Source organism: Rufibacter immobilis (assembly GCF_003721565.1).
Classification (GTDB): domain Bacteria; phylum Bacteroidota; class Bacteroidia; order Cytophagales; family Hymenobacteraceae; genus Nibribacter; species Nibribacter immobilis.
Genome location: NZ_RJJE01000001.1, coordinates 457,515 through 476,857 on the forward strand (window position 1 = coordinate 457,515; position 19,343 = coordinate 476,857).

Sequence of the window (19,343 nt, forward strand, 5' to 3'; positions counted from 1 at the left end):
AAATTCAGAAAACCTTGTGGGTTAGGCTGCGTTTAGCGGCTGTTTTTGCAAAAATAGCTTAAAAACGAAATTTAGCTATTCTTAAGTTTCTGGGCGGCGGCGGCCGAAAATACAAACCGGTTATTGCCAGCCTGCTACGCCTTTTTGGAGCAGAAAGAGTATAAGAAGATGGTAAGAATAACACTCGCTTCTATGAACGCTTTACTCAATTTACAGACACTGGTGCAACTGCAGAAAGAACATTTCAACAGCGGTAAGACGCGTTCGCTGCCATTCAGGCTGCAGATGCTGCGCCGCCTCCAAAGCGCCATTGAAAAAGAAGAGAGCGCCATCATGGCAGCCTTAGCCGCTGATTTTGGCAAACCAGCCTTTGAAACCTATGCCACTGAGATTGCCATTCTGCTCTCTGAGATCAAATTCATGCTGCGCCACCTGGGTAAGTGGGCAAAGCCGAAGCGGGTGAAGTCAAGTTTCCTGAATTTCCCGTCCAAAGACCTGATCTACCCAGAGCCCTACGGTGTAGCCTTAGTTATTGGCGCCTGGAACTACCCCTTCCAACTCACGCTATCTCCTATGCTAGGGGCCATTGCGGCCGGATGCTGCGCCATCTTAAAACCATCTGAGCTCACCCCAGCCACCAGCCAACTTACCGCCCGCCTGCTTCAGGAGACTTTTCCGCCGGAATATTTAACGGTGGTACAGGGAGGCCCGGAAACCAGCCAAGCCCTCCTGGAGCTCCCGTTCGACAAGATCTTTTTCACCGGCAGCGTACCGGTTGGTAGAATTGTAGCTCAGGCCGCCGCCAAGCAATTAATTCCGGTCACTTTGGAATTAGGCGGCAAAAGCCCCTGCCTGGTAGACGACACCGCAGACCTGGAGGTAGCTGCCAGACGAATTGTATGGGGCAAATTCCTGAACGCCGGTCAAACCTGCGTGGCCCCAGACTATGTGCTGGTGCAGGAGAATGTAGCAACTCCTTTATTGGCTCATCTGGACCGTACTATTCGGCAGTTTTACGGCTCCAACCCTGCTTTGAGCCCAGACTTTGCCCGCATCATTAATGACCGGCATTTTCACCGGCTTCAAACACTCCTGAAACCGGCTCATATTTATTCTGGCGGCCAAACAGACGCCGCCCAACGGTACATTGCCCCTACCTTGCTTTCTAAAGTCACTTGGGATGATCCCATTATGCAGGAAGAAATCTTTGGGCCCTTGTTACCGGTATTAACGTTTAAAACATTGCCTGAGGCCATCCAGACGGTGAATGCGCACCCTAAGCCGCTGGCGCTTTATTTCTTCTCTAAAAGCCGAACTGCGCAGGAGATGGTACTAACACAAACCTCTTCGGGCGGGGCTTGTATCAATGACACCATTTCCCACCTCACCAATCCGTACCTCCCGTTTGGCGGCGTAGGCACCAGCGGACAGGCCAATTACCACGGTAAAGCCAGCTTTGAGGCTTTTTCGCACCAGAAAAGCGTGCTCACCAAAGGCTTCAACCCAGATGTGCCGCTTAGGTACCCACCTTATGGGAAGAAAATGAACTGGATGAAGAAGTTTTTTAAATGGCTCTAGCGCTGCCCATTCTATAACGGCTACCTTCCTCCACGTTTTAAGCCTTTTTCCCGAAAATGAGCCGCTAAACTCCTTTAGCAGTCTACTAAGTAGAACCGCCTATATCATACAACCAGCTTTACTACGCTTGGCATGATGAAGAACAATGAATTTAAATTTGTTTAAAATATTTAATTAATTTTAAATATTTTATACTTTAGCCTCAGCGAGGTAGCAAAAGAAGTTCTTCAATAAAGAACAGAAAGCCTCTGCACCTTTTATTACACAAGCTATAACCAGTAAACGAAAGCCTTGGCGCCTTCCTTAACGGAGCACCCTCTTCTTTTAAAGAGGATTTCAATTTTTCAGCGCAGGTTTTCAACGGCAAGCAAAGCCCGCATATAGTAGCCATGGCGTTTAGCGACCGTTTTTCCAGAATTTACCCAAAAGTAGGGCAACCATAGCCCAAGCCTTTCTCATTGATTCAACTACACCCTAGCATGACAAGAACTCTACCAGCTTTTTGCAGAATACATGTAGCCTTGGCACTGGTTTTCTGCCTGGGCCTCTCCGCCTGCAAGTCTACCCAAGTAGAAAAGGCAATGGAGGAAGACTACTTCCAGATTGTGGTTTTGCCAGACACCCAATATTACACCTCCCTCAAGCATGGTGGCACCATGGAAATGTTTGAGGAGCAGATTAAATGGATCAAACAAAATCAGGAGGCCGAGAAAATTGCGTATGTAGCCCACGTTGGCGACATAGTAGACCACGGCAGAGCCAAGCCTGAGGAGTGGGACCGTGCCAGCGCGGTTTTATACCAGTTAGAGGCTCCCACCAAGAACTTACCCCATGGCATTCCTTACGGCGTAGCGGTAGGCAACCATGACCAAACCCCCAACGGCAACCCCACTGAAAGCAGCACCCAAGTAGGTTTTGAACAATTCTTCGGTCGGAAGCATTTTGAGACCAAGCCTTATTACGGTGGCGCCCATGGCCCTTCAGGGAGCAATGACAACCACTATGACCTGTTTTCTGCGGGTGGCCAGGATTTTCTGGTGCTTTACTTAGAGTACAATGAACCCAATGACAGCGAATACAATGCCTCACTGGAAAAAGAAGTACATGACTGGGCAGAGGGCATTTTAACCAAACACGCCAACCGCAAAACCATCATTGTGAGCCATAGCATATTGGCCCGCCCCGCCGGCAGCAAAAGCAATGAAATAGCCGGCACGGGCAACAACAGCACCCCAAGCAAGTTTACCCCGCAAGGGAAGAGCATTTACGAGCGGTTCAAGAAGTTTCCCAATGTTTTCATGATGCTTTCCGGACACCGCGCCGGAGAAGGTTTTCGGCGTGAAGAGTTCAATGGCAACGTTATCAAAGCTTTCCTAGCCGATTACCAGTCCAGAACCAGTGAGCCCGGGAAACGCAACGGGGGCAACGGCCTCGTGCGCCTGATGAAGTTTGACATGAAGGCCCAAACTGTTAGCGTACGCACCATCGCCCCGCGGGCCAACGGCAACCATGTATGGGAGGAAGACGAGGACAGCAAATTTACCGTGCCTTTATTCAAGTAGAAATCTGCTTAACCCTAGCTTTTACCCTACCCAAAATCAGCAAAAAGCAATACGTTGCGTTTAGAGGCTATTTTTAGAAAAAGAGCCGCTAAACGCAACGGCCGCTACTATGGCAGAAAAAGACAACGCCCAATGCACCCTCTTAGAGAGAGCACATTGGGCGCTCATGCCATAAAACCTAACGCTTATTTGGCTATAATCACTTTGATTCCCCGTTCTTCCAACTGCTCTACCATGCTAGGCTGTACGCCGCTGTCAGTGACTACGTACTGCACCTGCTCCAGATGACACACTCGGCCCAGGCCTCTCCGGCCAAACTTGCTGCTATCCGCCAGCACCGCAATTGTCTGCGCCGATTCAATCATTTTCTGATTCAGGCTTGTCTCCGCTAAGTTGGTAATAGAAAACCCGAAGTCCGGGTCAATGCCGTCTACCCCCAGAAACAGCGTTCCGCAGGAAATGTCCTCTAAAATTCCTTCGGCGTAGGCTCCCGCCACCGAAGAGGAGTTCTGCCTGATCACTCCACCCAACTGCAACACCTCCACATTAGGCCGGGCACATAACTCCAGGGTTACCCGCACGGCAGGCGTAATCACCGTCAGGTGCTTGCTGGGGTAAAGGCAGCGCGCCAACTGGAAAACCGTGGTACCAGACCCTATGATGATGGAATCATGCTGCCCAATGAGCTCTAAAGCAGCTTTGGCAATTTTCTGCTTTTCATCGGCCCGCATGAACTCTTTCTCGTTGATGGGGCGCTCAATGGTATAAGGGTTGGTGATAGAGGCGCCCCCCTGGGTTCTGAACAATAAGCTCTTATCCTCCAAAAGTTTCAGGTCCTTTCTGATGGTTACACCCGTTACCTTCATCAAGTCACTCAACTCCTGGATGCCCACTTTGCCGTTTTCCTGGAGTCGCTGCAATATCAATTGATGCCTTTCAGTAATATTCATCTTTCTTTTTAGCTCATGCCTATCCCTTGCGCAGGGTACAGCTGCTTTGTTTAATGTAAAGTTAAAAACGTTTTCAAACTATTAACTATTTGTTAACCGAAAGTCTGCCATATGCTGTCTAGGCCACAGCTACCTTTGTTCAACTGAAGCACTAACAACAGCCAATAATTGATTTTCCCCATTATAGTTATCGCCAACATAGAGAAAGTACCCAAAAAACTGCCTTATCTACAAAAGACATGCTTCTCAACTTGCCTGTTCCCAATACGGAACTATACTCCTGCTAAAGAACCGAACAAGAGAAAATAAAAGTTTAAAATAAACCAACTTCTATTTCAATTAACTTTTATTTAATAAATTTTTGTTTAATAAATTTAAATTTTCTTTCTTTGAAACAGTTCAAGCAATTACGGGCCCTCTTTTACAAAATTCACAACATCAGACAACCACGGCAATGGCAACCTGTGTTTTGATATAACAACCCAGCAGACCTAACCCCCACCACCTACCGCACACCAAAGAAGACGGCAGCTTCCTGCACGCCAGGGACGCGCACGGCCTTTCATCAGGCCTTCACCTCTCCTCTTTTTTTACCCAATCCCACTCTTTGCTTCCAGACAACCCATTATCCACCCCATAAACGAATCAAGCTATGTACAAAACTCTACACAAACTACCACCCCTGGCGTTGGTGTTTTGGCTTTCCGGCTACATAGTACCGGCAAATGGCCAACTCTTGGCCAGCGCAGACCAGCAGCTCAGGCAGAACCTGGCCGCAAAGGAGACCACCACTTCGCCTTTACCCCAAACTGCGCCCCGCACTACTCTTCTATCTACCAATCAAAGCATTCCTACCCGGACCATCACCGGCAAAATCACCTCCAGCTCCGGTGAGCCCTTACCTGGGGTTACAGTACTCCTAAAAGGCACAACTGTTGCCACCGCCACCGGAGCCGACGGAAGCTACACACTCACCCTGCCCGCTAATACCGGCACTCTAGTGTTCTCTTATGTGGGATTCAAAACACGGGAAGTAAACATACCGGAGGCTAATACACTCAACATTGTTCTGGAAGAAGACTCCCAGACCCTGAATGAGGTAGTGGTAACCGCCCTCGGGATTAAACGAGAAGAAAAAGCCTTAGGCTACTCCGCCACCACGGTACAGGGCGATCAACTGACAGAATCTTTGTCTAATAACTGGACAGACGCCTTATCAGGTAAGGTAGCCGGGGTCAACTTAAGCCGGTCCGGCGGCGGTCCCGCAGGCTCCAACGCCATTATTTTACGCGGCGAGAGCAACTTAACCGGCGAAAACGGCGCCCTGATTGTAGTAGACGGCGTGGTCATCAACAACGGAAGCGGCCGCATGACCGGCTCTGCCGGCGGCGACCAACCCGTGGATTTCGGGAATGGCTTAAATGACATCAACCCTGAAGACATTGAAACGGTTACCGTCCTCAAAGGCCCCGGCGCTGCGGCGCTTTACGGGCAACGGGGTGCCAATGGCGCAGTAGTCATCACCACCAAATCAGGCACCTCCCGGGTGAAAGGCATAGGAGTCACCGTCAACTCCAACACCTCTATTGAAAGCATTTCCAGATGGCCAGACTGGCAATATGAGTACGGCCAAGGCTTGGACGGACAGCAGTACTACTCCTGGGGTGCCACCGCAGACGGCCCCACCACCCGCTCCACCAGTTCTGCCTGGGGACCCAAGTTTGAGGGTCAGAAATATTTCCAGTTTGACCCTGTCACCCAAACTACCGGCAAAGAACGCACGCCGTGGGTGGCTTACCCCAATGCCATCAAAGATTTCTTCCAAACAGGAAAGACCTTTACCAACACCGTTACCCTAGACGGCGGCAATGCGAATACGGCAGTCCGGTTTTCCTTCACCAACCTGCACAATGAATGGGTGATGCCCAACACCGGCTACAACCGCAACACGGTTGCCTTATCTGCCAGCCACAGAGTGAACGAGAAATTACAGATCGCCACCAAGATCAACTACACCAATAAGTCTACAGATAACCTGCCGGCTATTGGCTACAACAACCAAACCGTGATGTACTGGACCAGCTACTGGGTTCCGAACGGCGACTTGAATTGGCTCAGAAATTACTGGAGAAACAACCGGGTAGGTATTGAGCAAAACTATCCCTTCAGCAGTCTGCCAGACAACCCCTTCCTTATTTCCTATGAAATGCTCAATGGACAGAACCGCAACGGGGTTACGGGCAACATCAACGCCACCTACAACTTTACCAAGGACCTGAGCCTGATGGTGCGCACAGCCATTGACTTTGCCCATGACAAAAGAACCCAACAAAGGCCTTTTGACACAGAACGATTCAAGCAGGGCCGCTTTGTCTCCCAGAACATCTATTCCCAGGAGGCTAACAGCGACTTCCTGCTCAAATACAACAAGATCATCAACAACAAGTTTGACTTCTCAGTGTCGGCGGGTGGCAGCCACTTGTCTAACGAGTACATGAGCGATGAAATACGGGCCGAGAACTTAATCTATCCCCAGATCTACAAGATCGCCAACAGCAGAGACCTTCCAATTGTGGTTCCGTTCCGCAGCAGCTTTGTCATCAACAGCTTTTACGGCCTGGCTACCTTCGGCTTCAATGACTACCTGTTTCTGGACGTAACTGCCCGCAATGACTGGAACAGCGTATTGGCCACCACCACTTCCACCAAAAACGTGTCGTTCTTTTACCCTTCAGTGAACCTGAGCGCCATTGTGTCTGAGATGCTGCGCTTTCCTTCCGCCATCTCTTACATGAAAGTGAGAGGCTCTTATGCCGGGGTAGGAAGCGGCCGCAACACCCCTTACCAGACCTTTGTAGGATATAACGCCGTCACTGGCTTCCCGGGCGCATTGGCCAACCAGACCACCCTGGCCAATGAAGACCTGAAGCCCTTGTACACCACCAGCTATGAGGCCGGCCTTGAAATGCGCTTCCTCAAAAACCGCCTGGGCTTAAATCTTACCGTGTACAGCGGCAGCACCAAAGACCAAATTCTTACTGCTGGGCTAGACCGCTCCACAGGTTTGAACGCCGCCGTAATCAATGCCGGGGAAGTACGGAACCAGGGTATTGAGATTGAAGCCAACGCTACTTTACTTAAAAGCAAGAAGGGCTTAAACTGGAAAGCATTCTCTACATTCTCGGCTAACCGCAACAAAGTACTCTCTCTAACAGAAGACCTCCCGTCTCTGCAGTTACAGACCGGGTTAAGAGGCGCGGTAGAAGCCAGAGTAGGCGGCAGAATGGATGCTATTTACGGCATTGGCTACCAAAGAGCACCAGACGGCCAAATCATCTATGAAAACGGCTATCCACTGCAAACACAGGAACCTATTTATCTGGGCCACACCAACCCCAACTGGAAAGCCAGCTTAGGCAATGAGTTCAGATACAAACAGTTCAGATTCAGCTTCCTCGTTGACGGCCAGGCAGGCGGCTCCGCCTATTCCATGACCAATGCCATCAACACAGAATTGGGCAAAATAAAGTCTACACTACCGGGCCGCGACAATGGCATTGTAGGCAAAGGAGTGATTGCGAACAGAGACGCAGAAGGCAACCTGGACGGCACGTACCGCCCTAATGATGTCATCACAGAAAACATCACCACCTATTACGTAGCCCACGCCGGACGCGAAAACGTGGAAGGCAACACCTTCAGCACTGATTTCCTCAAGCTGCGGGAAGCTCGTTTTGACTATACTCTGCCGGCATCCCTGTACAAACGCATTGGCTTACAAAAAGCCTCCATTGGCATTTACGGCCGCGACTTGTTCATTTGGAGTCCGTGGCCCATTTATGATCCTGAGTTCGGCACGCTTACCGGCGGCTCCATTGACAAAGGCTTTGAGACTGCCCAGCTTCCTTCTACCAGAACAATTGGCCTAAACATCACCGTTGGTTTTTAATTCCTCACAACATGAAATTCAAGAAACCCCTCCTATACGCTTTATGCCTGCTCCTGGCCGCCAATCCGGCTTGCACAGATGATTTCATGGAGCTCGCCCAGAACCCCAACGCCAGCGAATTCGCGCTCCCGCAGACACTCTTGGCTCCCGCCATCACCACTGTTCTAAAAAGGAACATGGACCGGGCCCAGCGCATTAACAATGAACTCATGCAAGTGCACATTAACATGGGGGATGTGGAAGGCAAAATTTTCCGGTATGACATCCGCAGCAATGAGTCCACCTCTATGTGGAACAACTGGTACATACAGCTGGCCAACTTCAAAGATGTCTATAAAGGCGGCGCTGAAAGAACCAGGATCACTTCCTCAGATTTGGCTGGCAATACCTACAAAGGCATAGGCCTGATCTGCCAAGTCTGGGTCACTTCCCTTATCACTGATATGTACGGCGACGCCCCTTACTCAGAAGCCAGCATGGGCAAAGACCGGGTTTTCCTCCCCAAGTTTGACACCCAGCGCGATATTTACGCAGACATGTTCCTGAAATTGGAGGAGGCGAACACTTTACTCACCACCGCCCCCAATCTACCGGCTGCCGAAATCAGCGCTGACCCTGTGTACGATGGCGTGGCCGCCAACTGGCGCAAACTGGGCAACTCCATGTACCTCAGGCTACTGCTACGCCTTTCCAACAAAGCTTCTGAACCTATGATCAATGGTATGACCGCCATGGAGAAATTCAGGGAAATAGTAGAAACCAAAGCCACCACCTATCCCATCATGGCGGCTAACGCAGACGGTGCCCGTATCACCTGGACAGGTACCGCCCCCTATGACAACCCTTTCGCCACCTGGCGCCCCGCAGACTGGTACGATGTAAAATACACCCAGTTCTTTATCAACAATCTGAAAGAGTGGTCTGACCCCAGACTCCCTATCTGGGCCACCATTTCCAATGGTGAATTTGAAGGAATTCCGGGAGGCTACCCAATGAATATGAAAGTAACACCCAGGTCACAGCCTGTTACCACCCTCGCTTCTGACAACCGCCTAGGGAACATCATGACCTTTGCTGAAACCCAATTTATTCTAGCCGAAGCCGCCGCCCGCGGCTGGATCACCACCCCAGCCAAGACTTACTATGAGGCAGGAATCACCAACGCCATCACCCAATGGAACGCAACCGTACCCGCCAACTATGTGACCATAGAAGAACTGGCTTGGGATGACGCACTGGCCCTGGAAGACAAACTCGAGAAAATCCATCTGCAGAAATACTATGCGCTGTTCTACACAGATTTTCAGCAATGGTATGAGTATCGCCGCACTGGTCACCCAATTCTGCCGGTAGGGCAAGGGCATGAGAATGGCGGGAAAATGCCATCTCGCATGATCTACCCCATTGTGTTGCAGTCTACAAACAAAAACAACCTAGACGCTGCCATTGCCAACCAAGGACCAGACAACATTAACACACTGGTGTGGTGGCAACGCCCTTAAGCATGATGCACCTATTCAACTTAGCAAGCACAAAACATGAAAAGAATATACCAGACATTAGTTGCCCTGCTCATGCTGGGCACATGGACCTCCTGCGAGTATGACAACTACGAGGCCCAGGAAGGCTCCCTCAGCCCCGTTATCGCTATCCAAGACATTAGACACCTCTACAAAGGAGAAGACGTGGTCCTGACTCGCCAAAACATGAAGGAGGCTTACCAAGTGAGAGGCACCGTTATCTCAGACTACGCCAACGGCAACGTTGTACCCGGCACCATTGTCCTCCAAAGCTTCAAGAAGGGCCTCACCAAAGGAATCACGCTGCACCTGGGAGACGCGGCCGCCAACTTTGCCCTGGGTGATTCTCTCCTGGTGGAAAATATTGAAAACGCCGTGCTCACCAAAGTAAACGGAGCGCTGCAACTCAGAGGCATTAACCCGGGCAGCATCACCAAAGTGGCCACCAACAGACCGGTTACCCCCATCAACGTAACCGCCTACCTGCTGGACAGCCTCCCGGAGAATTATGAAGCCACCCTGGTGCGGGTGTACGCTGGCGCCATCAAACCCAATCCTTCCGTAACTGATACCTACACCGGCCTCAAAGCCCTCACCGATGGCACCGACACTATTGATCTGAACACGGAGCCATCAGCCACTTTCGCCACGGCCACGCTTCCCGCCAGCGCCACCTTCACAGGTATTGCCATGCCATTTGCCGCCTCCCCCGCCGATGCTCCAAAAGCCCGTTTATGGCCACGCAACCTGAATGACATGGTAGATGTGGGCGGCCCGATCTATGAAGGCTTCCCAGAGACGTTTGAAGGCCCTACCAAAACTTCCTACACCTCTCCCGCCACCCTTGATCTGAAAACCGGAAAATGGCGTTTCACCCAGGCATTGCTAGGCCCTACCGCCGGCAGAGACCGGTTCAGCCTACCGGGCTTACAAGCGGTACGTTTCCAACAGAACCTAAGCTCCGCAGCCTACCTGCAAATGGAATTTAACGTATTGAACGGAGCTTCCAAGGTTTCTTTCTCCTATGGAGCTTATTACACAGATGCCTCCAGTACCTTCCGCCTGGAGTATTCAACTGATGATGGCAAAACCTGGAAAGCCTACGGCCCTAATATCACAGATGCCAACTCAGTAGCCAAAACCATCACCTATACCATGGATATCCCTGGCAAAGTCAGGTTCAGAATCAATAAATTGGGATTGGGCACCACCAACAATACTTCTATCAACAACGGCAGGCTGAATATAGACGACTTTGCCGTTTACGAGAAGATGTAGGTCGCACTGCCCCACCTCCAACCACTAAGCAATGCCTTTGCGTTTAGGGGCCGTTTTTGGAAAAACGGCCCCTAAACGCAAAGGCATTGCTTTTCTTACTGTTCCTCCAGAGACTACCCTAAAGGAGGAACAATCCTACTAAAGGAGCAACTGCGCATCAAAACCTATTTTTTTATGCGCCACCGTCATTCTAGATCCTAAACTAGATTTCATCAAATTTTTACTTAATTTTTAATTTGTTTAAAAAATTTAAATTTTCTTTATTTACAGAGCTATCTACTTTCATTTATGGCAAAACCGAAAGCAACTACTTAACACACCACCAACACCTGAACCTAACAAACAAATCCCCAAGCACCCATGGCCTCACTGCTTCCCCCTAACCGGCGACGATGGTTTATCATCCTGGTCATTTTCCTGGCCATTGTCTTCAATTACTTTGACCGCCAGATTCTCTCCATTCTCAAACCCGTTTTAAAAGAGGAATTCAGTTTAGATGATTCTGGCTATGCAGTGGTCGTGAACATCTTCACGGTGTGCTACGCGCTTATGTACCCGGTCACGGGATGGCTGGTAGACCGGTTTGGCGCTAAACTGACCATGTTCTTCGGGATCATAGGCTGGTCCCTGGCGTGTCTGGGCGGCGGCATTTCCAAGAGCATTGGGCAGTTCACCTTCTTCAGGGGCATGTTGGGCATGGCCGAGCCCACCAACTTTCCGGCGCAGCTACGGGTCATTACTATCTGGTTCCCAGGCAAGATGCGGGCCACCGCCAATAGCCTTTGTGTGGCGGGCAGTTCCATTGGCGCTATCATTGCGCCGCCCCTGGTGGCCTGGCTGGCACTGGCGTTCAACTGGCAGTTTGTGTTTCTGGTGGCTGGAGCGGTGGGGCTGGCCATTGCTGTGCTGTGGATTTTCATTTACCGCGAGCCACCCGCAGAAGTAGCCCGCGAGGCCGTAGGCACCGGCAACCCCGCCGACAGCACCGCCTTCACCTGGCGCCAGCTATGGGGCACTCGCACCCTGTGGGGCATCCTGCTCATCAGGTTCATCAGCGACCCTGTATGGTATTTCTGTCTTTTCTGGCTACCTGGCTACCTGCAGGAAGAGTCTGGCCTGTCTTTACAGCAGATGGGCATGTTTGGATGGATTCCGTTTCTCGTAGCAGACCTGGGCGCCATCGCCACCTCAGCGTGGTCTGACCGTCTGGTAAAGAAAGGCAAACAGCCCCTTATGGCCCGCAAAATCATGCTCACAAGCGTGGCCGTGCTGGCGCCGCTGTGCGTGCTCACCCCATACATCCCCAATCCTTTCGTCACTTTATTCATCTTCAGTATTGTAGGCATGGCCTGCCTCAGCTGGCTGTTCACCGTGAGCGTGGTGGTGGCAGAGGCCTTCCCGGTCAACAACGTGGCCAGCGTATTGGGCATTGCGGGCGGGTTCGGGGCGGCCGGCGCAGTGGTGTTCAACTACTTCGTGGGCCAATTAATGGGCACCCTGGGCGCCGAGCGCATCTTCATTTCCATGGCGCTGCTGCACCCCTTGGCCGTGCTGGTGCTCTGGACCATGGTGCGCCCTGAAAGACCCAAAGCCAAGGTATCCGTCGGCAGTGCACCAAGCCCTACCCACGCTCCTCAAGTAAATACTTCAGAATTAACGCTTAACGTGTAAGTACCATGAACGAGAATCTTTTAACAGTCAACGAACCCGCCAGAACCGTGCCCGTGCGCCTGGAGACCGATGTATTGGTGGTAGGCGGAGGTCCGTCTGGCATTACCGCCGCCTTGGCTGCCGCCGAGGATGGCCTCAACGTAACCCTCATTGACAGCCGCAGCTTTCTGGGCGGCAACATGACCATAGGCTTGCCTATTCTGGGCTTCCTGGGCCAGAAAGGCAACCAGATCATCAAAGGCATTCCGCAGAAATTCATAGACCGCCTGGCCGCCCAAGATGCCGCCAGCGAACACCGCCCCTGCCCCCTGCACATGAGCCTTACCTTGGTAGAACAAGAGGCCGTGAAAAATACCGCCCTGGACATGCTCACCGAAGCGGGCGTAAACGTACTGCTCTATGTGTTTTTTGCCGATGTGGTCATGGACGGAGACAAGCTGCGGGGCGTGGTGATTGAAAGCAAATCGGGCCGGGAGGCTATTCTGGCTAAGACCGTGATTGACTGCAGCGGCGATGCCGATGTAGCCTTTAAAGCCGGAGTTCCCTGTGAGCAGGGCAATGAAACCGGCGGCGCCCAGCCTCCTACCCTCATGTTCTGCCTGGCCGGCGTAGACACCGATAAACTGCGCATGAGCATCGCCCAGGAACCCCGCACCTACCTCACAGATTTTATCCCGGCGGAGTATTTTGGGCAGAACCACCAGTTTATTGTGGTGGGCATGCGCAACCTCATGCAACAGGCCCGCGAAGCCGGTTTTGACCTGCCCGTGGAAAGAACCATTCTGATCACTGGTTTGCGCAAGGGCGAAGTGTGGGTGAACATGACCCGCATCAACGGCGTGGACGGCACCAACCCGGCCAGCCTTTCGCATGGAGAGATTGAAGGACGCCGCCAGGTGATTGAGATCCAGAAATACCTTACCGCGTATGTACCGGGCTTTGAAAACGCTTACTTCGCCAAAATGGCACCGTTCCTGGGCATACGCGAAACCCGCCGCATTGTGGGCCAGTACGTCATGACCAAGGAAGACATCCTCAGCTGCGGCCGCTTTGAAGACGCCGTGGCCGTGGCCAGCTACCCCCTGGACATCCACCACCCGCAGGGCGGCGGCTGCACCCTGGAGTGGTGCGGTGATTGCTATGACATTCCGTACCGTTCACTGGTGCCACAGAAAGTAGAAAACCTGCTGGTAGCGGGCCGCTGCATCTCCACCACCCATGAAGCCATGTCGGCGATACGGGTGATGGCACCGTGCATGGCCATGGGCGAGGCTGCGGGCCGGGCTGCCAAGATTGCGGTGAGAGCGGGCGTGGCGCCGTCACAAATTGACGTGAAGCAACTGCAGGAAGAACTACTGGCTACGGGCGCCTACCTGAGGCCGGCCCCAGTGCAGGAAATGCAGGAAGCGTAATCAAAGCATTCTGTTTAGGGGCTATTTTTCTGAAAATAGCCCCTAAACAGAAAATATTACCGCAAGTCTCTCCCTGTAAACCCACATGATCCTTCCCCAAAGGGAACAGCACTTTTTTAACAGCTTTCACTTCCTTCCAGGAAGTTTTTGCTCAAACTTTTCATTTGCGTTTTAGGCCTGTTTTAGGAAAAACAGCCGCTAATCGCAACATCAACCAAGGCTTTCCCCAACCATCCCTTTCCACCCCATGACCTCCAGAAGAACCTTTTTGAAAGGCGCCAGCTTAGCCGCCCTCGGTCCCTGGCTGAGCCAATTGAGCTGGGCCTCAGTACCTGTAGCAGAAAAAAAGAGCAGCAATACGCACCGGGTGCTGTGCTGCAACATACGGGTAGCCCTGCCTGAGGACGAGGCCAAGGGAGTAGGCTGGCCCCAGCGCCGCGACATTTGCCTGCAGGTCATTAAAAACCACAAGCCTGACATCCTCTGCCTGCAGGAAGTGCTAAAAGTGCAGTCAGATGACTTCCGAAAAGCTTTTTCTGGCTACCAGCTCTTCGGGTTTGACGGACCGGAGATGGACGCAAACCCCACGGGCTACCACGGCATCGCCAAAAACCCAATTCTGTTTTCCACCGCCCGCTATGAACTGATCACCGGGGGCACCTTCTGGCTGTCAGAGACACCGCTTCTGGGCGGCAGCCTCTCCTGGAACACGGCGCGCGCCCGCAATGCCAGTTGGGTACGGCTCCGGGAAAAGAAAACGGGCAAGGAATTCAGGGTAGTGAACACCCACCTGGACCACAAGGCACAGGAAGCCCGGGAAAAGCAGACGAAGCTACTCCTGGAGGAAGCTGCCCAATATCCTGCCAATTTCCCCCAACTCCTCACCGGCGATTTCAACGCAGGCGCCAACAATGCCCTTCACACCGCCATCAGAGAAGCTAACTGGAAGGACTCCTACGCCGAGATAAATGGCCCAACCGAACCAGGCGTGACGGCGCATGGCTTTCAAAGCGAAGAAGCCAAAAAAAACAGCAAGAAGATTGACTTCATTTATACCAAAGGCCCAGTGAAAGCCTTGGCGTCAACCATAATCAAAGACAAAATCAAAGGGCAGTTCCCCAGCGACCACTATTTCGTCTCCGCCGATATTCTTTTATAACCCATATAGCCAAGCAGATAAAAGATACTGAGCATAATCGGCTAACATTCAGGCATACCTGGTTTGAATCACCTAACACATAAAGCCTGATCCCTGAATCTGGAATTGCCGCTACCCCAGATTGACTTCTACTGAAAGTATGCCCGGCCTATCTACCTAGTGCGTCTTCCCTTACCACAGCACTTTATTGCCCCTATACTCTTAACAACTGCTCTACTCAAAGCTTTTCGCCTTTTAATTCACTTTCAAGATTTAATTTTCTTACTTAAGTTAATTTACATATACTTTACTTTTGTTTAATTTAATTAAATTTGATTTATTTGAATAACCCGCGCCCTACACTACTACTTCATCAAATTCTAGAAAAGAAAAGCCTTACAAGTAAGAATTTGACAACCCGGCAATGCGAAGGCATACTCAGGCAGAAAGCTTGAAGAGAGAATTATCCTTGTCCTTGTTATTTCCTGACCTTCACCCCTGTCACATGAAACCATTCATCTTCACGGTCCTGTTTGCCGCCTCTTTCTGCCTCCACGCCTTAGGGCAGGGCGCCAAGCACGTGGTATTGATTACCATTGACGGTTTCCGGCCAGACTTTTACCTGGATCCCTCCTGGGGAGCGGTGACCCTGCAACAGATGATGGCCGGTGGCGTGCATGCCAAAGGGGTGAACGGGGTTTTCCCCACGGTTACCTTTCCGTCACACACCACACTGGTAACCGGAGTAAAACCCGCCAAACACGGCATCTACTACAATGACCCTTTTGAGCCCCAGGGTGCCACCGGCAAGTGGTACTGGGAGTACAGCGCCATCAAAAGCCCCACCATCTGGGATGCATTACGACAAGCCAACCTCACCTCGGCCTCCGTGCTCTGGCCGGTAACAGCGGGCGCCCCCATAGATTACAACATCCCAGATATTTGGCCCATCGGCAACTCAGACCGACGGGAGATTACGGCCAAGAACGGCACACCCGGTCTCTGGGCAGAACTGGAGCAGAACGCCACCGGAAAGCTGGAAGCCCATGATTTCAACCTGGACAAAGATTACCTGAGCATGGATGACAATGTGGCCCGTATGGCCGGTTACCTGCTCAGGAAGTACAAACCCAACTTCACCACCGTGCACCTGGCGGCGGTAGACCACGCGGAACATGCACAGGGCCGCCACGGCGAAAACGTCAGAAAAGCGGTAGCCGGGGCAGACCATGCCATCCGGTTCATCCTGGAGTCACTGGAGAAAGCGGGCATCAAAGACCAGACGGCGGTGATTGTGACGGGGGACCACGGCTTTGTAGACCGTCACACCAACATCAACCCCAACGTGTGGTTGGCCAAGGCCGGACTGATCAAAGACCTCAAGAAAGATGACTGGAAAGCCCAGTTCAAATCGGCGAGTGGCTCCACCTTTCTTCACTTAAAGGACAAGAACGACAAGAAGACCCTGCAGCAGGTGCTGCAGATATTAGCGGCCTTGCCCCAAAGCCAGCAGAAGCTGTTCAGGGTGCTGAGCCGGCAAGAACTACTCCAAGCCGGGGCCGATCCTAACGCGGTTCTGGCATTAGCTCCCGTACCGGGCATCTCCTTCGGGAACTCCTACACCAGCCAGGCCTTCACTTCTTCACAGGGCGGCACGCACGGCTACTTCCCAGATTTCCCAGACATCCAAACCGGCTTCATAGGGTATGGGGCCGGTTTTAAGAAAGGCCAGGTCATCGCAGAGATGGAACTGGTAGACATTGCCCCGCTGGCCGCCAAACTGCTGGGCCTGCAACTCCCCGCCGCAGAAGGCATGCTGTATCCTGGAATTATTACGCTTAAATAAATAGAAGTAAATCAATTAGTAAGCCTAAACAGAAAAGACATGCAAAACCATTCAACAGCAGGCAACTCCCTCCTGGACAAAGCCGGCATTCCGAGCCAATTGGGATGGGGGTACTTAGGTATTTTGATTTTCATGATGGGCGATGGCCTGGAACAGGGATGGCTGAGCCCGTACCTGCTGGAGCATGGCATGTCTATCCAGCAATCGGCGTCTTTGTTTACGGTCTACGGCGTGACCATCGCTATCTCGTCCTGGTTCTCCGGGGTGTTAGCCGAAGGCTATGGCGCTAAGAAAACCATGGCCTGGGGCTTGCTCCTTTACATTGCGGGCACCATCGGGTTTGTAGGCTACGGCATGACTGATCGGAACTTCCCCATGATGCTGTTCACCTACGCCCTACGCGGCTTTGGGTACCCCCTGTTTGCCTACTCGTTCCTGGTCTGGATCACGTACCGCAGTCCGCAACAGAAACTGGGCCGGGCCGTGGGCTGGTTCTGGTTTGTATTTACGGGCGGCTTAAACGTACTGGGCGCTTATTACTCCAGCTGGGCCATTCAGGAACTGGGCTATATCAACACCATGTGGAGCTCTATCTTCTGGGTACTGGTGGGCGGTTTGTTCGCGCTAGTCCTGAACCGAGATAAATTCAAAGCTAGCCATACCAACGCCGGGGCCAAAGCCCAGGAACTCATGAAAGGTCTCACCATTGTGAAAGAAGAGCCCAAAGTACTGTTAGGCGGACTGGTGCGCGTTATTAACACCACGGCGCAATTTGCCTTCCCGGTTTTCCTGCCCACCTACATGGCTGCCCATGGCTTTTCTACCACCGAATGGCTGCAAATCTGGGGCACCATTTTCACCGCCAACATCGCATTTAACCTAATCTTCGGGTTTGTGGGCGACCAATTGGGCTGGCGCAACACCGTAATGTGGTTTGGCGGCGTGGGCTGCGCCATTTCCACCCTACTGTTTTACTACGCGCCGCAGCTCATGGGCAGTAATTTCTGGGCCGTAATGCTGGCAGGAGTACTTTGGGGAGCCTTGCTGGCAGGCTATGTGCCTCTCTCGGCGCTGGTGCCTTCCCTGGTAAAGAAAGACAAAGGCGCCGCCATGGCTATTCTCAATTTAGGCGCTGGGTTACCCGTGTTTCTGGGCCCGGCCATTGTAGGCGTGTTCATTGGCGTAGCCGGGGCCGAAGGAGTGGTCTGGATTCTGGCTGGCCTCTATCTGCTCAGCGCGGTGCTTACTAAATTCATCACCTTACCAGACAATGCCAAAACCGCCCATTTAGTCAAAGAAGAAGCGGCTCCCCTCCGGCAGGAGGAAAAAGAATTAAATCCATCGGTCATCATATAAACCCTCACCCCAGGCAGGTTCGCTTCCCCCAGCCGGCCTTTCCAGAACCATTCATTAGAGACTTAAACTACGCTTATGAGAATTTTAATAACCGCCCCTTACCACGAGAAAGCACAGCAAGTGTTGCAGGAAACCTTTGGCGAAGTCATCTACCGCCCCTGGAAACCGCATGGCCGCGCTTATAACGAAGAAGAACTCATCGGGCTGCTAGAGGAAACCCAAGCCGACGCGCTCATCACCGAGCATGACCATGTCACCAAGGAAGTCATCAACGCATATCCAGACTTGCAATTTATAGGCGTCTGCCGCGGCACCCCTTCTAACGTGGCCGTTGAGACCGCCACTGAAAATGATATTCCGGTGTTCCATACTCCCGCCCGCAACGCCCAGGCCGTGGCCGAAATGTTCGTGGCCAACGTGATCACCTTCATGCGGAATACCATAGCCGGCTGCGCCTGGCTGGAGGGCGAAAACTGGGAAGCCGGGGCACATACGTCTTACCTACAGTTTAAAGGCAGCGAACTTGCCGGAAAAACCATTGGCATGGTCGGCTTCGGGGCTATTGGCCAGCGCATTGCCAACATGGTGAAATGCTTCCCCTGCACCATCCAGTTCTATGACCCTTACACCGAGTCGCCGGACCCAGATTACCAGAAAGTAAGTTTGGAAGAAGTCTTCGCTTCCAGCGATATTGTGTCGGTGCATTTACCGGTTACCCCCCAAACCACGGGCATGATAGATGAAAGCCTTATTTCGCTCATGAAACCAGAAGCCATCTTCGTGAATACCGCCCGCGCCGTGGTGGTGAAACGCGAGGCCCTGCTAGACGCTCTGGAGAACAACCGCATCAAAGGCGCCATCCTGGACGTGTTTGACCATGAGCCACCAGATGAAGTTGACTATAAAATCATTCACCACCCGCACGTACTGGCTACCCCGCACATTGCCGGGGCCACGTTTGAGGTGGAAGACCACCACGCCTATATTATGAATGACGCGTTGGTAGCCTGGTTCATCAAGGAGGACAAGAACATTAAACAATTGGCAAACAAAGAAATATTGGCCGTTAAAAGCTAAGCGAAC

The 19,343-nt window shown here is 52.1% G+C and carries 12 protein-coding genes; 11 read left to right on the forward strand and 1 reads right to left on the reverse strand.

The genetic code is table 11. The features are described from left to right. Positions 1-192: 192 nt before the first annotated feature. A complete protein-coding gene (locus EFA69_RS01955; RefSeq protein WP_123131497.1) occupies positions 193-1,578 on the forward strand; it encodes an aldehyde dehydrogenase in 1,386 nt (461 codons plus the stop codon). Positions 1,579-2,099: 521 nt separating this feature from the next. Next, positions 2,100-3,140: a metallophosphoesterase gene (locus EFA69_RS01960; protein ID WP_221175651.1), complete on the forward strand. Its 1,041-nt coding sequence runs from the start codon at positions 2,100-2,102 to the stop codon at positions 3,138-3,140. A 185-nt stretch (positions 3,141-3,325) separates the two neighbouring features. Here EFA69_RS01960 and EFA69_RS01965 read toward each other — a convergent pair whose 3' ends face one another. Then, the gene (locus tag EFA69_RS01965; protein ID WP_123131392.1) at positions 3,326-4,090 is read right to left on the reverse strand and encodes a DeoR/GlpR family DNA-binding transcription regulator; all 765 of its coding nucleotides are present in this window, start codon (positions 4,088-4,090) and stop codon (positions 3,326-3,328) included. Between the two features lie 652 nt (positions 4,091-4,742). On the opposite strand from EFA69_RS01965, the gene EFA69_RS01970 reads away from it, so the two are divergent. The 9 genes from EFA69_RS01970 (at position 4,743) to EFA69_RS02010 (ending at position 19,337) form a co-directional block, all read left to right on the forward strand. After that, complete coding sequence (locus EFA69_RS01970; RefSeq protein ID WP_123131393.1) at positions 4,743-8,039, forward strand: SusC/RagA family TonB-linked outer membrane protein; 3,297 nt, start codon at positions 4,743-4,745, stop codon at positions 8,037-8,039. An 11-nt stretch (positions 8,040-8,050) separates the two neighbouring features. Then, complete coding sequence (locus EFA69_RS01975; protein ID WP_123131394.1) at positions 8,051-9,541, forward strand: SusD/RagB family nutrient-binding outer membrane lipoprotein; 1,491 nt, start codon at positions 8,051-8,053, stop codon at positions 9,539-9,541. Between the two features lie 36 nt (positions 9,542-9,577). After that, on the forward strand, positions 9,578-10,837 hold the full coding sequence (locus EFA69_RS01980; protein WP_148041229.1) for a DUF5689 domain-containing protein: 1,260 nt from the start codon (positions 9,578-9,580) through the stop codon (positions 10,835-10,837). A 360-nt stretch (positions 10,838-11,197) separates the two neighbouring features. After that, positions 11,198-12,508 carry an MFS transporter gene (locus tag EFA69_RS01985; RefSeq protein WP_082893771.1) on the forward strand — a complete coding sequence of 437 codons (1,311 nt, stop codon included), beginning with the start codon at positions 11,198-11,200 and terminating at the stop codon, positions 12,506-12,508. A 5-nt stretch (positions 12,509-12,513) separates the two neighbouring features. Next, a complete protein-coding gene (locus EFA69_RS01990; RefSeq protein ID WP_123131396.1) occupies positions 12,514-13,920 on the forward strand; it encodes an FAD-dependent oxidoreductase in 1,407 nt (468 codons plus the stop codon). 247 nt (positions 13,921-14,167) lie between these two features. Next, on the forward strand, positions 14,168-15,079 hold the full coding sequence (locus tag EFA69_RS01995) for an endonuclease/exonuclease/phosphatase family protein (protein ID WP_123131397.1): 912 nt from the start codon (positions 14,168-14,170) through the stop codon (positions 15,077-15,079). A 484-nt stretch (positions 15,080-15,563) separates the two neighbouring features. Beyond that, on the forward strand, positions 15,564-16,904 hold the full coding sequence (locus EFA69_RS02000; protein WP_123131398.1) for an alkaline phosphatase family protein: 1,341 nt from the start codon (positions 15,564-15,566) through the stop codon (positions 16,902-16,904). Between the two features lie 39 nt (positions 16,905-16,943). Next, positions 16,944-18,260, forward strand: coding sequence for an MFS transporter (locus tag EFA69_RS02005; protein ID WP_123131399.1), 1,317 nt, complete (start codon positions 16,944-16,946; stop codon positions 18,258-18,260). Between the two features lie 75 nt (positions 18,261-18,335). Beyond that, positions 18,336-19,337 (forward strand): 2-hydroxyacid dehydrogenase, encoded by a 1,002-nt coding sequence (locus EFA69_RS02010; RefSeq protein ID WP_123131400.1) that lies wholly within the window; start codon positions 18,336-18,338, stop codon positions 19,335-19,337. Positions 19,338-19,343 lie beyond the last annotated feature (6 nt).